General features: G+C 73.0%; 15 protein-coding genes. 10 read left to right on the top strand and 5 right to left on the bottom strand.

What is annotated here, in order from left to right:
* The first annotated feature begins 157 nt into the window (after positions 1–157).
* From CFP65_RS34080 to CFP65_RS34060, 5 genes are all read left to right on the top strand, one after another.
* Positions 158–877, top strand: a complete 720-nt coding sequence (locus CFP65_RS34080; protein ID WP_104819797.1) for an MIP/aquaporin family protein — start codon at positions 158–160, stop codon at positions 875–877.
* Between the two features lie 148 nt (positions 878–1,025).
* On the top strand, positions 1,026–2,552 hold the full coding sequence (glpK, locus tag CFP65_RS34075; RefSeq protein ID WP_104819796.1) for a glycerol kinase GlpK: 1,527 nt from the start codon (positions 1,026–1,028) through the stop codon (positions 2,550–2,552).
* 153 nt (positions 2,553–2,705) lie between these two features.
* Positions 2,706–4,301: a glycerol-3-phosphate dehydrogenase/oxidase gene (locus tag CFP65_RS34070; protein ID WP_104819795.1), complete on the top strand. Its 1,596-nt coding sequence runs from the start codon at positions 2,706–2,708 to the stop codon at positions 4,299–4,301.
* A 164-nt stretch (positions 4,302–4,465) separates the two neighbouring features.
* Entirely contained in the window at positions 4,466–5,416 is a 951-nt protein-coding gene (locus CFP65_RS34065) for a TauD/TfdA family dioxygenase (protein WP_104819794.1), read from the top strand.
* A complete protein-coding gene (locus CFP65_RS34060; RefSeq protein WP_104819793.1) occupies positions 5,413–6,204 on the top strand; it encodes a TSUP family transporter in 792 nt (263 codons plus the stop codon). The genes CFP65_RS34065 and CFP65_RS34060 overlap by 4 nt, the downstream gene beginning before the upstream one ends.
* A gap of 49 nt (positions 6,205–6,253) precedes the next feature.
* On the opposite strand, the gene CFP65_RS34055 is transcribed toward CFP65_RS34060, so the two are convergent.
* Positions 6,254–7,531, bottom strand: coding sequence for a citrate synthase (locus tag CFP65_RS34055; RefSeq protein ID WP_104819792.1), 1,278 nt, complete (start codon positions 7,529–7,531; stop codon positions 6,254–6,256).
* A 134-nt stretch (positions 7,532–7,665) separates the two neighbouring features.
* Between CFP65_RS34055 and CFP65_RS34050 the strand changes: the two genes are divergently transcribed.
* Positions 7,666–8,856, top strand: coding sequence for a citrate/2-methylcitrate synthase (locus tag CFP65_RS34050; protein WP_104819791.1), 1,191 nt, complete (start codon positions 7,666–7,668; stop codon positions 8,854–8,856).
* 55 nt (positions 8,857–8,911) lie between these two features.
* On the opposite strand, the gene CFP65_RS34045 is transcribed toward CFP65_RS34050, so the two are convergent.
* Both CFP65_RS34045 and CFP65_RS34040 read right to left on the bottom strand, forming a co-directional pair.
* Positions 8,912–10,303, bottom strand: coding sequence for a gluconate:H+ symporter (locus CFP65_RS34045; protein WP_104819790.1), 1,392 nt, complete (start codon positions 10,301–10,303; stop codon positions 8,912–8,914).
* Positions 10,300–10,848: a gluconokinase gene (locus CFP65_RS34040; protein ID WP_104819789.1), complete on the bottom strand. Its 549-nt coding sequence runs from the start codon at positions 10,846–10,848 to the stop codon at positions 10,300–10,302. Before CFP65_RS34040 ends, CFP65_RS34045 begins: the two co-directional genes overlap by 4 nt.
* 137 nt (positions 10,849–10,985) lie before the next feature.
* Here CFP65_RS34040 and CFP65_RS34035 point away from each other — a divergent pair, with 137 nt between their 5' ends.
* Positions 10,986–11,681, top strand: coding sequence for a FadR/GntR family transcriptional regulator (locus CFP65_RS34035; RefSeq protein WP_104819788.1), 696 nt, complete (start codon positions 10,986–10,988; stop codon positions 11,679–11,681).
* A gap of 200 nt (positions 11,682–11,881) precedes the next feature.
* Positions 11,882–13,183, top strand: a complete 1,302-nt coding sequence (locus tag CFP65_RS34030; RefSeq protein ID WP_174805598.1) for an arsenic transporter — start codon at positions 11,882–11,884, stop codon at positions 13,181–13,183.
* On the opposite strand, the gene CFP65_RS34025 is transcribed toward CFP65_RS34030, so the two are convergent.
* Positions 13,176–13,712 (bottom strand): ATP-binding protein, encoded by a 537-nt coding sequence (locus CFP65_RS34025; protein WP_104819787.1) that lies wholly within the window; start codon positions 13,710–13,712, stop codon positions 13,176–13,178. The two genes, CFP65_RS34030 and CFP65_RS34025, sit on opposite strands and share 8 nt — an antisense overlap.
* A 276-nt stretch (positions 13,713–13,988) precedes the next feature.
* Between CFP65_RS34025 and CFP65_RS34020 the strand changes: the two genes are divergently transcribed.
* Both CFP65_RS34020 and CFP65_RS34015 read left to right on the top strand, forming a co-directional pair.
* The gene (locus CFP65_RS34020) at positions 13,989–14,396 is read left to right on the top strand and encodes a hypothetical protein (protein WP_104819786.1); all 408 of its coding nucleotides are present in this window, start codon (positions 13,989–13,991) and stop codon (positions 14,394–14,396) included.
* 214 nt (positions 14,397–14,610) lie between these two features.
* Positions 14,611–15,351, top strand: a complete 741-nt coding sequence (locus CFP65_RS34015; RefSeq protein ID WP_104819785.1) for an alpha/beta hydrolase — start codon at positions 14,611–14,613, stop codon at positions 15,349–15,351.
* A 35-nt stretch (positions 15,352–15,386) separates the two neighbouring features.
* Here the strand turns inward: CFP65_RS34015 and CFP65_RS34010 are convergent, their stop codons facing one another.
* Positions 15,387–15,635 (bottom strand): hypothetical protein, encoded by a 249-nt coding sequence (locus tag CFP65_RS34010; RefSeq protein ID WP_104819784.1) that lies wholly within the window; start codon positions 15,633–15,635, stop codon positions 15,387–15,389.
* Positions 15,636–15,850 lie beyond the last annotated feature (215 nt).

Raw genomic sequence — 15,850 nt, 5'->3', positions numbered from 1 at the left:
CGAGATAGCAAGCTCTTCCGCATGACGGTCGACATTGTCGAACGGTGAACGCGATTCACCGGCCGACGGCGTCAGGGTGCGACCCAGGGACGGGAAACACCCTCGCCTGACCGTCTCCTCCCCCACCTGCTCCGGGCCTACGGACAAAGGAGTCTCTGTGTCCGCGTTCTCCAACGGCGACATCTTCGTCGGCGAAACCCTCGGCACTGCCGCCCTGATACTTCTGGGCGGCGGCGTCTGTGCCGCCGTCACGCTGAAGAAGTCGAAGGCCGTCAACGCCGGCTGGCTCGCCATCACTTTCGGGTGGGGCTTCGCGGTGATGATCGCCGCGTACATGACCGCGCCCAAGTCCGGCGCGCACCTCAACCCGGCCGTCACCCTGGCCCTCGCCGTCGAGAGCGGCGACTGGAGCAAGGTGCCGGTCTACCTCGGCTCCCAGCTGCTCGGCGCGATGATCGGCGCCACGCTGGTCTGGGTCACCTACCTCGGCCAGTTCCAGGCCAACGAGGACCCCACCCTCGGCATCTTCGCCACCGGCCCCGAGGTCCGGAACCCGGTGCAGAACCTGCTCACCGAGATCATCGGCACCCTGGTGCTCTGCATGGCCATCCTCACCCAGGGCCTGACCAAGGGCGTCGGCCTCTCCGGCATGGGCGTCCTGATCACCGCGTTCACCGTGGTCGGCATCGGCCTCTCGCTCGGCGGCCCGACCGGCTACGCGATCAACCCGGCCCGTGACCTGGGCCCGCGCATCATGCACTCCCTGCTGCCGATCCCGAACAAGGGCGGCTCCGACTGGTCGTACGCCTGGATCCCGGTGGCCGGCCCGCTCGTCGGCGGTCTGCTGGCCGGCCTGCTCTACAAGGCCGCGTTCTGATCGGTCGAGGCCGCGCTCCGGCCGGAACCGGGGCAGCGTTCTGACGCCGTCTTCCAGCTCTCTCTAGCCCGGGTTTGCCCCGGCACGCTATACGGGACTTACGAGACCGTCCCGCCCTCACCCACCCTCATTCGAGCCGAGGACCCCCATGAGCACTGGCACCACCGCCAACTACATCGCCGCGATCGACCAGGGCACCACGTCGAGCCGCTGCATCATCTTCGGCGCGGACGGCCGGATCGTCGCGGTCGACCAGCAGGAGCACTCGCAGATCTTCCCCCAGCCGGGCTGGGTCGAGCACGACGCCGCCGAGATCTGGACCCGCGTGCAGTCGGTCGTGCGCGGCGCCCTGGAGAAGGCCGGCCTCACCAAGGACGACATCCGGGCGATCGGCATCACCAACCAGCGTGAGACCACCGTGCTGTGGGACAAGCACACCGGCCAGCCGGTGCACAACGCGCTGGTCTGGCAGGACACCCGCACCGAGGGCCTCTGCCGCGAGCTGGGCCGCAACGTCGGCCAGGACCGCTTCCGCCGCGAGACCGGCCTCCCGCTGGCCAGCTACTTCGCCGGCCCGAAGATCCGCTGGCTGCTGGACAACGTCGAGGGCCTGCGCGAGCGCGCCGAGGCCGGGGACATCCTGTTCGGCACCATGGACACCTGGGTGATCTGGAACCTCACCGGCGGTGTGAACGGCGGCAAGCACATCACCGATGTCACCAACGCCTCGCGCACCATGCTGATGAACCTCTCCACGCTGGCCTGGGACGAGAAGATCGCCGACTCGATGGGCGTGCCGCTGGCCGTCCTGCCTCAGATCCGCTCCTCCGCCGAGGTCTACGGCGAGGCCGTCGGCGACCTGGCGGGCGTGCCGGTCGCCTCCGCGCTCGGCGACCAGCAGGCCGCGCTGTTCGGCCAGACCTGCTTCGACGAGGGCGAGGCCAAGTCGACCTACGGCACCGGCACCTTCCTGCTGCTCAACACCGGCGAGAAGATCGTCAACTCGTACCACGGCCTGCTGACCACGGTCGGCTACCGGATCGGCGACCAGGCCCCGGTCTACGCCCTCGAGGGCTCGATCGCCGTCACCGGCTCGCTGGTGCAGTGGCTGCGCGACCAGCTCGGCATCATCTCCACCGCCGCCGAGATCGAGACCCTGGCCTCCACCGTCGAGGACAACGGCGGCGCCTACTTCGTGCCGGCCTTCTCCGGCCTGTTCGCCCCGTACTGGCGCTCCGACGCCCGCGGCGTGATCGCCGGTCTGACCCGGTACGTGACCAAGGGCCACCTGGCCCGCGCCGTCCTGGAGGCCACCGCCTGGCAGACCCGCGAGGTCGTCGACGCCATGCAGAAGGACTCCGGCGTCGAGCTCACCGCGCTCAAGGTCGACGGCGGCATGACCAGCAACAACCTGCTCATGCAGAACATCGCCGACGTGCTCGCCGCCCCCGTCGAGCGCCCCTACGTGGCCGAGACCACCGCGCTGGGCGCCGCCTACGCGGCCGGCCTCGCGGTCGGCTTCTGGAGCGACCTGGACACCCTGCGGGCCAACTGGCACCGCGCCGCCGAGTGGACCCCCCGGATGGACGAGGCCACCCGCGAGCGCGAGTACAAGAAGTGGCTCAAGGCCGTGGAGCGCACCATGGGCTGGGTGGAGGAGGACGAGCAGCAGTAACACCCGAACGCCGGTCGGGGCCCCCGTGGCCCCGGCCGGCGCGAAGTCGTTTCCCGGCCCCCGACCAGGGCCGGGGCCGGTCTCCCCCGGAGGCCGCACCGCACACCCGAGAGGAGACTCGGCGCCCGCCCACACCGGGAGCCGGACACCACAATGGCAACCTTCCCGACCCTGGGCGCCGGACGCAGCACCGGCCGCACCGCCTCCCGCGCCGAGACCCGCGAGCTCCTCGGCAAGGCCACCTACGACCTGCTGGTCATCGGTGGCGGCATCCTCGGCACCGCCACCGCCTGGACGGCCGCACAGGCCGGCCTCAAGGTGGCCATGGTGGACGCGGGCGACTTCGCCGGCGCCACCTCCAGCGCCTCCTCCAAGCTGGTGCACGGCGGCCTGCGCTACCTGCAGACCGGCGCCGTCAAGCTCGTGGCCGAGAACCACAAGGAGCGCCGCGCGCTGGCCACCGACGTGGCCCCCCACCTGGTCAACCCGCTGACCTTCTTCGTGCCGGTCTACAAGGGCGGCCCGCACGGCGCGACCAAGCTCGGCGCCGGCGTCTTCCTCTACTCCGCGCTCTCCGCCTTCCGCGACGGCATGGGCCGGGTCTCCACCGCCGCCCACGCCGCCCAGCAGGTGCCCGCGCTGCGCACCGAGGGCCTGCGCTCGGTCGCCGTCTACGGCGACCACCAGATGAACGACTCGCGCGTGGCCGTGATGACGGTGCGCGCCGCCGTCGACGCGGGCGCGGTCGTGCTCAACCACGCGGAGGTGACCGGGCTGCGCTTCACCGGCGGCCGGGTGACCGGCGCCGACCTCAAGGACCGCCTGGACGGCGCCGAGTTCGGCGTCAACGCCCGCCTGGTGCTCAACGCCACCGGCCCCTGGGTCGACCACCTGCGCAAGATGGAGGACGCGGGCGCCGCCCCCTCCATCCGCCTCTCCAAGGGCGCGCACGTCGTCGTCAAGCGCCGCTCGCCCTGGCGCGCCGCGCTGACCATCCCGATCGACAAGTACCGCGTCTCCTTCGCCATCCCGTGGGAGGACCACGTCCTGCTCGGGACCACCGACGAGGAGTACACCGGCGACCCGCAGGACGTGCGCGCCACCGAGGCCGACATCGACCAGATCCTCGGCGAGGCCGGCCACGCGATCAAGGACGAGCACCTGGACCGCGACCTGATCACCTACGCCTTCGCCGGCCTGCGCGTGCTGCCCGGCGGCCCGGGCGACACCGCCGCCGCCAAGCGCGAGACCGTGGTCACCGAGGGCCGGGGCGGCATGCTCTCGGTCGCCGGCGGCAAGTGGACCACCTACCGCCACATCGGCCGCACCGTGCTCGAGAAGCTCGCCCACGTGCCCGGCACCGGCCTGGCCGAGGACATGTCGGCGATCCCGGCCACCGTGCCGCTGCCCGGCGTCGGCGCGCCGAACGCCGTCGCGCACCGCCTGCTGATCGACCGCGAGCCCGGCTCCCGCATGGAGCCGCTGGTGGCCAAGCACCTGGCCAGCCACTACGGCACCCTCTCCTTCGAGATCGCCCACCTGATCGCCGAGCACCCCGAGCTCGGCGAGCCCATCCACCCGGACGGCCCGGACGTCTGGGCCCAGGTCGCCTACGCCGCCGACAACGAGTGGGCCTACACCGCGGACGACGTGCTGCGCCGCCGTACGACCATGACCGTGCGCGGCCTGGACACCCCGGAGATCCGCGAAGAGGTCGCCGCCTTCCTCGCGAAGCGTGCCGCCAAGTAGCCGGTTGCACGGTCAGGGGCGCGGGGAACTGCGCGCTGCGGAAGGCTACAGGTCGTTGCCTTCCGAGCTCGCGCAGTTCCCCGCGCCCCTGGCGGTTTCCCGATCCCGCACGGGTTTCCCCGAACGTGATCTTGGAGTGACGATCGTCGCCTAGGCTCTCGAACGTGCATTCCATAACGGGGACCACCTTCAGCCTGCCCGAGGAGGCCCGGCCCGCTGTGGCCGCTGCCTTCGCCGCCGCGCCGACTCCCGGCGCCGACACCGACCACCTGCTCGACCACGGCGCCAAGCTGCTGCGCAACTGCCTGCCGCCGCAGCTCCTCGCCGACCTGGCCGACTGGCGCCACCAGCCCACGCCCTGGCTGACCGTCACCGGGCTGCCGGCCACCGGCCGGCACCTGCCCACCCCGCTCGACGGCTTCTGCGACGAGGCCACCCTCGGCACCGCCAACCTGGTGCACTTCGGCCTGCTCCGACTGCTCGCCCTCTCCCCCGTCGCCTACCGGTGGGAGAACGAGGGCCGCCCGATCCGCAACGTGGCGCCGCGCGCCGAGGCCGCCGACACCCAGACCTCCTGGGGCTACGCCCAGCCGCTGGACTGGCACACCGACGACTCCGTGCTCGACCACACCGCCGGGGCGCCCGCCGCCGAGGCCATCCCGCACCACCTCTCCTTCTACGGCATGCGCAACACCGAGTCCGTGCCCACCGACCTGCTCCTGGTCGAGGAGGTGCTCGCCGCGCTGCCGGACTCCACGGTCCAGGCGCTGCGCCGCCCCGAGTACGCGGTCACCGCCCCCGAGTCGTACGCCTCGGACGGGGAGGAGCCGGCCCGGGAGGCCGTGCCGATGGTCTGGACCCTCCCGAGCGGTCACCCCGGTCTGCGGTACGGGCCCGGGCGGGTCACCGGGCTGACCGAGGGGGCCGAGGCGGCGCTGGCCGCGTTCGAGACCCGGATCGCCGGGCTGGACGGCAGCTCGGTGCTGATCGGCGCCGGGGACTTCCACGTCTTCGACAACCGCCGGGTGCTGCACCGCCGGGTGCCCTTCACCCCCGCCGCCCCGGGCGCGGGCCGCTGGCTCCGCCGCTGCTACGCGCTGGGCGCCACCTCATGAGCTGGCTCGGTCTACCGGACCTCTCCGCGACCACGCTGGTGCTGCTCTGCCTGGCCGCCGCCGGCGCCGGCTGGATCGACGCCGTGGTCGGCGGGGGCGGGCTGATCCAGCTGCCCGCACTGCTGGTCGGGCTGCCGCAGCTGCCGACGGCGTACGTGCTCGGTACCAACAAGGCCGTCTCGATCGTCGGCACCAGCGCCGCCGCCCTCACCTACACCCGCCGCACCAAGGTCGATCTGCGGACGGCCTTCAAGGTCGGCCTGGCCGCCGCCCTGGGCTCGCTCGCCGGGGCCTCGTTCGCCGCCGGGATCGACAGCGCGGTGCTGCGGCCGGTCATCATGGTGGTGCTGCTGCTCGTCCTCGCCTTCGTCCTGCTGCGCCCCGCCTTCGGCACCGCCGTCACCGGCGCACCGGTCACCCGGCAGCGGGTGCTCGCCGCGATCCTGCTGGTCGGCACCGGCATCGGCTTCTACGACGGCCTGATCGGCCCGGGCACCGGCACCTTCCTGGTGATCGCGCTGGCCGCCGTGCTCCAGCTCGACCTGGTGCACGCCTCGGCCACCACGAAGATCGTCAACGTCTGCACCAACCTCGGCGCCCTCGCCGTCTTCGGCTACCAGGGCACCGTCCAGTGGCGCCTCGCCGCCCTGCTCTGCCTCTTCAACCTCACCGGCGGCACCCTCGGCGCCCGGATGGCCCTCAAGCAGGGGGCGGGCTTCGTCCGGGGCGTGCTCGTCACCGTGGTGGTGGGCCTGGTCCTCAAGCTCGCCTACGACCAGTGGTACTAGGCGGGCTGTCGGGGACCCGCCCGGCGCGTTCCCGACAGCCCGCCCCTGGCTAGCCCTGCTCCGGCGGCGGGCCGGTGTACACCCCGCGGGCCCGCATCCGCAGCGGCGGCGCCTGGTACTCCTCCATCGCGTGGGCCAGCCACCCCGCGGTCCGGGCCACCGAGAAGATCACCTCGCCGGCCTCCACGGACATCCCGGCGAGGTGCGCGAAGGCGGCCAGCGCCAGGTCCACGTTGGCGGTCTCGGCGGCCGGCGACCGGTGTCCGCCGGCCGCCCGGACCAGGTCCTCGACCGCGGCCAGTACCGGCCCGGCGCCCGGCAGATCGCCGACCGCGGCGAGCAGCGCGGCCGCGCGGGGGTCGCCCTGCGGGTAGAGCCGGTGCCCGAGGCCGGGGATCGGGCGTCCGGTGCGCAGGTACTCGGAGACCACCGGCACCGCGCTCCCGGCGGCGAGCACCTCGTCGAGCAGCCGGTGGGCCAGCGCGCTGGCGGCGCCGTGCAGCGGACCGTCGCTCGCCCCCAGGCCGGCCGAGACCACCGCGTACGGATGGGCCCGCGCCGAGGCCGCGACCCGGGCGGCGACCGTGGAGACCGCCAACTCGTGGTCGGCCAGCAGCACCAAGGCCCGGTCCAGGCAGTCGACGGCCCCGGCCGGCGGCGGCCCGGCGGCCAGCCGGGTCCACAGCCGGGCCGCCAGCGAACCCTCGGTGCCCGTCCCGACGAACTCCCGCGCCCCGCCGGGCTCCTCCGGCAGCGCCTCCACCAGGGCGGCGATCAGCGCCGCACCGGTGGCCCGCACGTTCTCCGGGCGTAGGTCGAAGCGGAGCGGGTCCAGCGAGGCCGCGACGGCCGCCGTGACCCGCAGCCGGTCGGGCAGCCGGGTGCCGGGCGGCAGCGTGTCGCCGGCCCGGCGCAGCGCGGCGACCAGGTCCGGGGCGGCGGTGAGCCGCAGGCCGGGTTCGGCGCCGACGCCCCAGAGCAGCCCGATCGCCGCCTCGAACCCGTACCGCTCGGCGAACCGCACCACGTCCACGCCCCGGTAGTAGAGCCGGCCGTCCTCGATCAGGGTGAGCTCGGTGAGCACGGTGACCGGCTCGGTCGACCACTCGGCCCCGCCGGTGCCGGCCGCGTCCCCGCCGGGCCGGGGCAGCTGGCGGCGCTGGCCCGCCGCCAGCGCCGCCACCTCCGCGGCGTCGAAGGTGCTGCCCTTGCCGCCGGACACCCGCTCGCTGCTCAGCAGGCCGCGGCTGGCGTAGGCGTACACCGTCTGCACCTTGACTCCGAGCAGCTCGGCGACCTGCTGCGTAGTCAACCTGCCGGCGCTCATCCCTGGCCTCCCATCAGGCCCGCCGACCTCCCGGCGAGCTGGCCACAGTATCTCACATTGATTCCAGTCAACATTGACAACGTTAATCAATGATCGCAGAGTACTGACTGTCAAGCCGTTCCGAGGAGGTACTCATGTCGACCGCGACCACCCCGTCCCAGGCGAACCTCGCCACCCCCACCGATGCGGGCATCGAGGTGCCGCGCGGCCTCAAGGGCGTCGTGGTCACCGAGACCGCGCTCAGCGACGTCCGCGGGCTGGAGGGCTTCTACCACTACCGGCAGTACTCGGCGATCGAACTGGCCGAGCAGCGCACCCTGGAGGACGTCTGGCACCTGATGCTGCTCGGCGAACTGCCGGACCCCGCCGCCCGCGCCGCCTTCCGGGCCCGCACCGCCCCGCTGCGCCGGCTGCCCGAGGCGCTGCGTGCCGTGCTCCCCGCGCTCGCCGCGGCGACCGCCCCGGCCGGCCCGCTGGCCGCACTCGGCCCCGCGCTCTCCATCGCCGCCGCCGACCGCGGCCTGCGCCCGCTCTACGACACCGCACCCGAGCAGCGGCTGGCGGACGCGCTCTTCGCCACCGCTCTGGTGCCCACCATCCTCACCGCCGTGCACCGGCTGCAGCACGGCGAGCAGCCCGTCGAGCCCCGCACGGACCTGCCGTACGCCGCCAACTACCTGTACATGCTGACCGGCCGCGAGCCGGGGCCGGCCGAGGCCCGGGCGATCGAGCAGTACCTGATCGCCACCGTCGACCACGGCTTCAACGCCTCCACCTTCACCTCGCGGGTGATCGCCTCCACCGGCGCCGACCTGGCCGCCTGCCTGGTCGGCGGGTTGGGCGCGCTCTCCGGGCCGCTGCACGGCGGCGCCCCCAGCAGGGCTCTGGACACCCTGGACGCGATCGGCACGCCGGACCGGATCGACCCGTGGATCCGCGCCCGGGTGCTGGCCGGCGACCGGATCATGGGCTTCGGGCACCCGGTCTACCGCACCGAGGACCCGCGCTCGCGGATGCTGCGCGGAGTCGCCGAGGAATTCGGCGGCGGGCTGGTGGAGTTCGCCGTGGCGGTGGAGCGACAGGTGCTGGCGATCCTGACCGAACTGAAGCCGGGCCGCGAGCTGCACACCAACGTCGAGTTCTACGCCGGCGTGGTGATGCACCTGTGCGGTCTGCCGCGCGAGATGTTCACGCCCACCTTCGCGGCCGCCCGCGCGATCGGCTGGAGCGCCAACATCCTGGAGCAGGCCGGCGACAGCAAGATCATCCGCCCGGCAGCCCGCTACGTCGGCCCGGCCGTGCCCCAGCCGGTCCCGGCGGCGTAGACAGGTCCGCCCCGCCCCGGCGCCGACCGGCCGGGGCGGGGCGGGGAGAGTCGCCCTAGATCACCAGACTCAGCGGCAGGATCAGCGCGATCGCCACCACCGAGATGATCGTCTCCATCACCGACCAGGACTTCAGCGTCTGGCCGACGCTCATCCCGAAGTACTCCTTCACCAGCCAGAAGCCGGCGTCGTTGACGTGCGAGAGGAAGAGCGAACCCGCGCCGATCGCCAGCACCAGCAGCGCCGCGTGGCTGGTGCTCATGCCACTCGCGAGCGGGGAGACGATCCCGGCGGCGGTGATGGTGGCCACCGTGGCCGAGCCCGTGGCCAGGCGGATCAGGACCGCGATCAGCCAGCCGAGCAGCAGGGCCGAGATGTGCCACTTGGCCGACCAGCTGCTCACCGCGTTGCCCACGCCCACGTCGATCAGGGTCTGCTTGAAGCCGCCGCCCGCGCCGACGATGAAGACGATCCCGGCGATCGGGCCGAGCGACTTCTCCACCGTGGTGGAGATCCGCGCCTTGTCGAAGCCAGCGGCCCGACCCAGCGTCACCATGCCGAGCAGCACCGCCGCGAGCAGCGCGATCAGCGGCGAGCCGACGAAGTCCGCCACCCGCTGGATCCCGGCCTTGGGGTCGTCGACCACCACGTCCGCGAGCGCCTTGCCGAGCATCAGCACCACCGGCAGCAGGATGGTGGCCAGCACCGCGCCGAACGAGGGCTGCCGCTCTCCCTTCGCGGGCTCCGCCTCGGCCGGCGCCGCCGGGAGCTCCAGCGGGCCGACCCAGCGCTCGGCGACCCGGGCGAAGAGCGGGCCGGCCACGATCAGCGTCGGCACGGCGATCAGCAGGCCGAGCGCCAGCGTCACGCCGAGGTCGGCCTTGAGCGCGTCCACGGCGACCAGCGGGCCCGGGTGCGGCGGCACCAGGCCGTGCAGCACCGAGAGCCCGGCCAGCGCCGGGATGCCGACCCGGATCAGCGGCAGCCCGCCCCGGCGGGCCACCAGCAGCACGATCGGGATCAGCAGCACCACGCCGACCTCGAAGAACAGCGGCAACCCGAGCACGGCCGCGATCAGCGCCATCGCCCAGGGCAGCGCCCGCCGGGAGGACCGGGCCAGCACGGTGTCCGCGATGATGTTCGCCCCGCCGGAGTCGGCCAGCAGCTTGCCGAGCATCGCGCCCAGCCCGATCAGCAGGCCGACACTGCTCACCGTGGAGCCGAAGCCGGTGACGAAGCTGCTGGTCAGCTTGTCGAACGGCGCGCCGGCCACCGCCGCGAGCAGCCCCGAGCCCAGGGTGAGCGCGAGGAAGGGGTGGAGCTTGAGCTTGGTGATCAGCAGCACGATGGCGCCGATCGCCACCAGGGTGGCGACCAGCAGCTGGGTGTCGCTGCCGGTGTGCGGCAGGGCCGGTGGGGCGGCCGCGAGCAGGGCGGGGAGTGTCACGCGAGGTCTCCGTTGACGGGCCGCAGCCGGGCTGCGGCCATCTCGACGAGGTGGTCGGGGGTGTGGTCGACGTCCAGCACCAGGCCGTGCTCGTCCGGCTGGAGCGGTTCGAGGGTGGCGTACTGGGAGTCGAGCAGCGAGGCGGGCATGAAGTGCCCGGCCCGGTGGGCGAGCCGGTCCTCGACCAGGCGGTGCCCACCGCTGAGGTGCAGGAAGAACGCCTCCGGGCAGCCGGTGCGCAGTGTGTCGCGGTAGCGCCACTTGAGCGCCGAACAGGTCACCACCCCGCCCTCGCCCGCCGCGCACCGCTCCCCCAGCCAGCCCGCCAACGCGGCGAGCCAGGGCTGCCGGTCGGCGTCGTCCAGCGGGATGCCGGCGGCCATCTTGGCGATGTTGGCGGGCGGGTGGAAGTCGTCCGCCTCCGCGTACGGGAGCGCCAGCCGCTCGGCGAGCAGCCGGGCGACGGTGGTCTTCCCGACCCCCGAGACGCCCATCACCACGACGAGCGGCGGGTGGGGTACGTGGTTCTCGACGTTGAGACCCATGCGGTGGTGCTCCTGTTCTGCCTGGTCGGTGCCACCTTGCACCCAAAGATATGACTTATTCAAGACCTAGAAACCTAATCGTCATACTTTTGCGCGGCGGACCGGGGTGGGTGAGTGGTGGCCTCTACGCTGGTCGGATGGACATCCAGGGCCTGCCGGGCCGCCTCCTCGCCGACCTCGGACCAGCCATCGCCTCGGGTGAGCTCCCCGTCGGCACGGTGCTGCGCAGCGAGGAGCTGGAGGAGCAGTACGGGGTCTCCCGGACGGTGGTCCGCGAGGCCGTCCGCATCCTGGAGTCGATGCGCCTGGTGGAGTCCCGGCGGCGGGTCGGCAGCACGGTACTGCCGAAGGAGCAGTGGGACGTCTTCGACCCGCTGGTCATCCGCTGGCGCCTGGCCGGCGCGGACCGGGCCGCCCAGCTCCGCTCGCTCGGCTCGCTCCGGGTCGCCGTCGAGCCGGCCGCCGCCGCGCTGGCGGCCCGTCAGGCCACCGACGACCAGCGGCGCGAGCTCAGTGCGCTGGCCGTGGAGCTCACCATGACCGCCAAGGCCGCCGACCTCGAGGCCTTCCTCCGGCACGACATCGCCTTCCACGCGACCGTGCTGCGCGCCTCCGGCAACGAGATGTTCGCCCACCTGGGCGACACGGTCGGCGCCGTCCTCACCGGCCGGACGGAGCATCAGCTGATGCCCCACCAGCCCCGCCCCTACGCCATCCGCCTCCACCGCGAGGTCGCCGAGGCGATCTGCGCGGGCGAGGCCGAGCAGGCCGAGCAGGCCATGCGGACGATCGTCGTGGGCGCCCTGGAAGAACTCGACGCCACCCTGGGCTGACCCGCCATTTCCCTGGGCTGACCCGCCATTTCCCTGGGGTGACCCGCCATTTCCCTGGGGTGCACGGCACTCTGGCTTGAGCCTCCTGACATATACCTAGAGTCCCTAGGCTCTAGGCTTCCACCCCTCACCTGCTACCTACCTGCTCTCGGCTCGACTCGGCGCACCCACCTGCGCTTCCGCACCCTCGCTCTGCTTCGATGAGGACAGCTCCGGAACGGGGCAGCCACAGCCGTCACCGGGAGCAGACCCTGAACACCTCCGCCGCCGAAGCACTCTCCATCGGCCTGCTGGTGCTCGTCCTGGCCGCCGCAGTGGTCCGGCCCTGGGGCTGGCCTGAGGCGGTGGTCGCCGTTCCGGCTGCGGGGATCGCCGTGGCCACCGGCGCGATCTCCCCCGAGCACGCCGCCGCCGAGGCCGGCCGCCTCGGGCCGGTGGTCGGGTTCCTCGCCGCCGTCCTGGTGCTCGCCAAACTCTGCGCCGACGAGGGCCTGTTCCACGCCTGCGGCGCCTGGATGGCCCGGACGGCGATCGGCCGCCCCCGCCGGCTGCTGGTCCAGGTCTTCGTGATCGCCTCGCTCATCACGGCCGTGCTCAGCCTGGACGCGACCGTCGTGCTGCTCACCCCCGTGGTCCTCGCCACCACCACCCGCCTCGGCGTCCGCGCGCGCCCGCACCTCTACGCCTGTGCCCACCTCTCCAACACGGCCTCTCTGCTGCTGCCGGTCTCCAACCTCACCAACCTGCTCGCCTTCACCGCCAGCGGCCTCTCCTTCACCCGGTTCGCCGCCCTGATGTCGCTGCCCTGGCTGGTGGCGATCGCCGTCGAGTACGCCGTCCTGCGGCGCTTCTTCGCCGCCGACCTGGACGCCCCCGCCGAGACCTCCCCGGGGCTCGCCGAGCCCGAACTCCCGCTCTTCGCCCTGGTCACCGTCGCCTGCACCCTGGCCGGCTTCGTCCTCACCTCGGCGCTCGGCCTCAACCCGGCCTGGGCCGCCCTGGCCGGCGCCCTCGTCCTGGCCGGCCGGGCCCTCGCCCAGCGCCGCACCACGCCCACCGAGATCGCCCGCTCGGCCGCGGTCCCCTTCCTCGCCTTCGTGCTGGCCCTCGGCATCGTGGTCCGCGCCGTGGTCGACAACGGCCTGGCCGCCGCCCTGGCCCACCTCGTCCCCTCCGGCACCTCCCTGCCGACCCTGTTCGCCCTGGCCGGCCTGGCCGCCCTGCTGTCCAACCTGATCAACAACCTCCCCGCGACCCTGGTCCTCCTCCCCCTCACCGCCCCCGCCGGCCCCGGCGCCGTGCTGGCCGTCCTCCTCGGCGTCAACCTCGGCCCCAACCTGACCTACGCCGGCTCCCTCGCCACCCTCCTCTGGCGCCGCATCCTCACCACCCACGCCACCGAGGTCAGCCTCCGCGACTTCACCCGCCTCGGCCTCCTTGTCGTCCCCGCCACCCTCGCCACCGCCGTCCCGGCCCTCTGGCTCACCCTCAAGCTCAGCTGACGCCCCGACCCGACGCGAGGCCCTCCCCACCGAACCACTCGGGCCCCACGATCTCCTCGCCCTCCCCCACCGGCACCTCGAACCGCCCGATGAAGTCGTCCAGATCCGCCGCCGTCACCGGCAGCGCATTCGCCCCACCCCGCCGGTTCCGCTCGGCCAGCCTGCGCAGCAGCTCCCCCCTCCCCACCGGGAAGTACAGCAACCGCCACCGCCCGCCCGTCGCCTCCACCACCGCCTTCAACGCCTCCCGATCGCCCCGCGGCCAGAGCCCGTGGTCCCACACCACGTCCCGCCCCGCCGCCACCAGCTCCCCCAGCTGCCCGCGCAGCTCCGCCACCACCGGAGCCTCGATCGCGAAGTACTCGCTCGCCGGGTAGTCCACCCCGTACCGCCCGTACCGCGCGAACACCACCTCGTCCACCGCCAACCGCACCACCCCGCCCGGCTCCAACACCCGCCGCGCGTACGTCGTCTTCCCCGCCCCGGTCAACCCCACCAACAGGTACACCGTCGGCACCCGCTCACCCACCGTCAGCTCCCTTCCGCGCAGCCGGCGCCCCGGCCGGAGATCGACGGGCCTCGCGGAGCAAGAGCCGGTCCGGCTCCGAGGTACCCCAGAGCGCGCGGCCGTCCCGGCTCTGGCCGCTTGACGCCAGGCACCCGCAAACGGGTCAGCCCAGATGACATCAACGGGTCACCGTGGCCGCTGCCATGGACACGCTCCGGGTGCCCTGCCACCCTCTGGTGCAGCACGTTGCACAGGACGCACATCCCACCCTCCCAATTCCCCTACTCGGGAGCACACATGCGCCGTAACGCTGCACCATCCACCACCGCCCGCCGCGCCCGCCGCGCCGGCCTCGCCCTGCTCGGCGCCGCGCTGGCCACCAGCACCACACTGCTCGGAGCCCCCGCCGCCACCGCTGCGCCGGCCGCCGTCTCGGCTTCGATGGGCTGCGACTCGGAGCCGGACGCCTTCTTGGCGAACAACGGGACGATCGACTGCAACCTCAGCGTCGCCGGCTCCTCCTCGTACTCGGTCTCCTGGAGCACCAACGGCCGGACCATCTGGGCCAGCGGCAACAGCACCCGGGTCGGCTGCTCGTACGGGCAGAACATCGTGATCACGGCCACCGTCGTCGACCGCACCACCGGTGCCCGCGCCGGGGACACCAGCTACCCCGCCTGCGTGACCAGCGGCGTCATCCAGTAGCCCCGACCGGTGCGGGCCAATGCCGGCGCAACGGCCGCGGCGGCCCGCACCGAAGGCGGGCGAACCCTGCTACCCTTCCGGTGGCCGTGCGAGCGAAAGAGGAGGTGGTACCCGTGAACGCAGTATCGACATGGGTGCTCTCCTCCGGGGTCACGGTCGGGCGATAGGTCGTCCGGGAGCGCCGTTCAAGCAGCTCTCCCGCAAAGGCACGATCATGACCCTTCAGTTCACTTCCGAACAGCGTCTCGACGGCGAGGTCCTCGAGCGCGGGTTCACCCTCGGCGAGATCCCCGGCTTCCTGTGGACGCCCGCCTCCGCCGCCGCCCCCACTCCGCTGATCCTGCTCGGTCTCCCGCCGCTCGGGCTCGGCCGGATGTACCCCCGTCTGCTGGACCGGGCCCGCAGCGCCGTGGCCGACGGCCTCGCCGCCGCCACACTCGAACTCCCCGGCAGCGGCGACCGCCCCCGCTGGCCGGCCCTCGACCAGGCCCGCGCCGACCTCCGGCGGGTGATGACCGCCGGCGAACCCGTCACCGAGGCGATCATCGACGCCCTCACCCTCCCGCTGGTCGACCGGGCCGCCGCCGAGGCGCGGACCGCCCTGGACGCCCTCCTCGCCCTGCCCGAACTCACCGGCCCGGTCGGCTACTCGGGCGGCGTGATCTCCATCGGCGTCCGCCTGGCCGCCACCGAACCCCGCATCGCGGCCGCCGGCCTCTTCGCCGGCAGCTTCGTCCCGCGCGCCATCCTGGAGGAGGCCCGCCGGGTCACCATCCCCCTGCACGTCCTGCTCCAGTGGGACGACGAGGGCAACGACCGCCAGGCCGCCCTCGACCTCTTCGACGCCTTCGGCTCCGCGGAGAAGTCCCTGCACGCCAACATGGGAGGCCACACCGGCGTCCCGCAGCACGCCGGCGAGGACGCGGCGAGCTTCTTCGGCCGCCACCTGAGGTGACGCCTGTCCGCTAGGCGCTCCTGACGGGTCTTCGGTCAGCCTGCCGTGCAGGCTGACCGAAGACCCGTTTCGCCAACGTCCCTGCCGGCCCCCGCAAGCTCCGGCGAGATGAGGGCGACGCCGTACCGCTCCAGTAGCGGTGCCAGGTCGGCGCCCCACACCAGACGCCCCTGAAAGCAGACGGCCTCGACAGCGGCGACGAGGCCCTCGGGGAAGTCCGCCACACCATCGTCGGCCCGGACCGGCGTGCTCTCCGCCTCGTCGAACAGGTAGACCTCCGACACCAACGACTCCTCACCACGCAGCGCCGCCGGACGCACCCAGCCGGGCTCGCTCCGGGGCCGTACTCCGCGAGTGGACGGCCAATCAAAATGCCGCAGCGGCGCCGGAGTTGGTGATCCCAGCCGGTGTCCGCACCTGCGGCAGGGTGGGAGATCATGGACGGCGACCAGAAGCGACCCTCAGCCAACTCCGACAGCCGACCAGACGAAAGCGGTAC

The sequence above is a fragment of the Kitasatospora sp. MMS16-BH015 genome, assembly GCF_002943525.1.
Taxonomy (GTDB): domain Bacteria; phylum Actinomycetota; class Actinomycetes; order Streptomycetales; family Streptomycetaceae; genus Kitasatospora.
The sequence above is the reverse complement of the archived record's forward strand: the minus strand, read 5'-3'. Positions and strand labels throughout refer to the sequence as shown.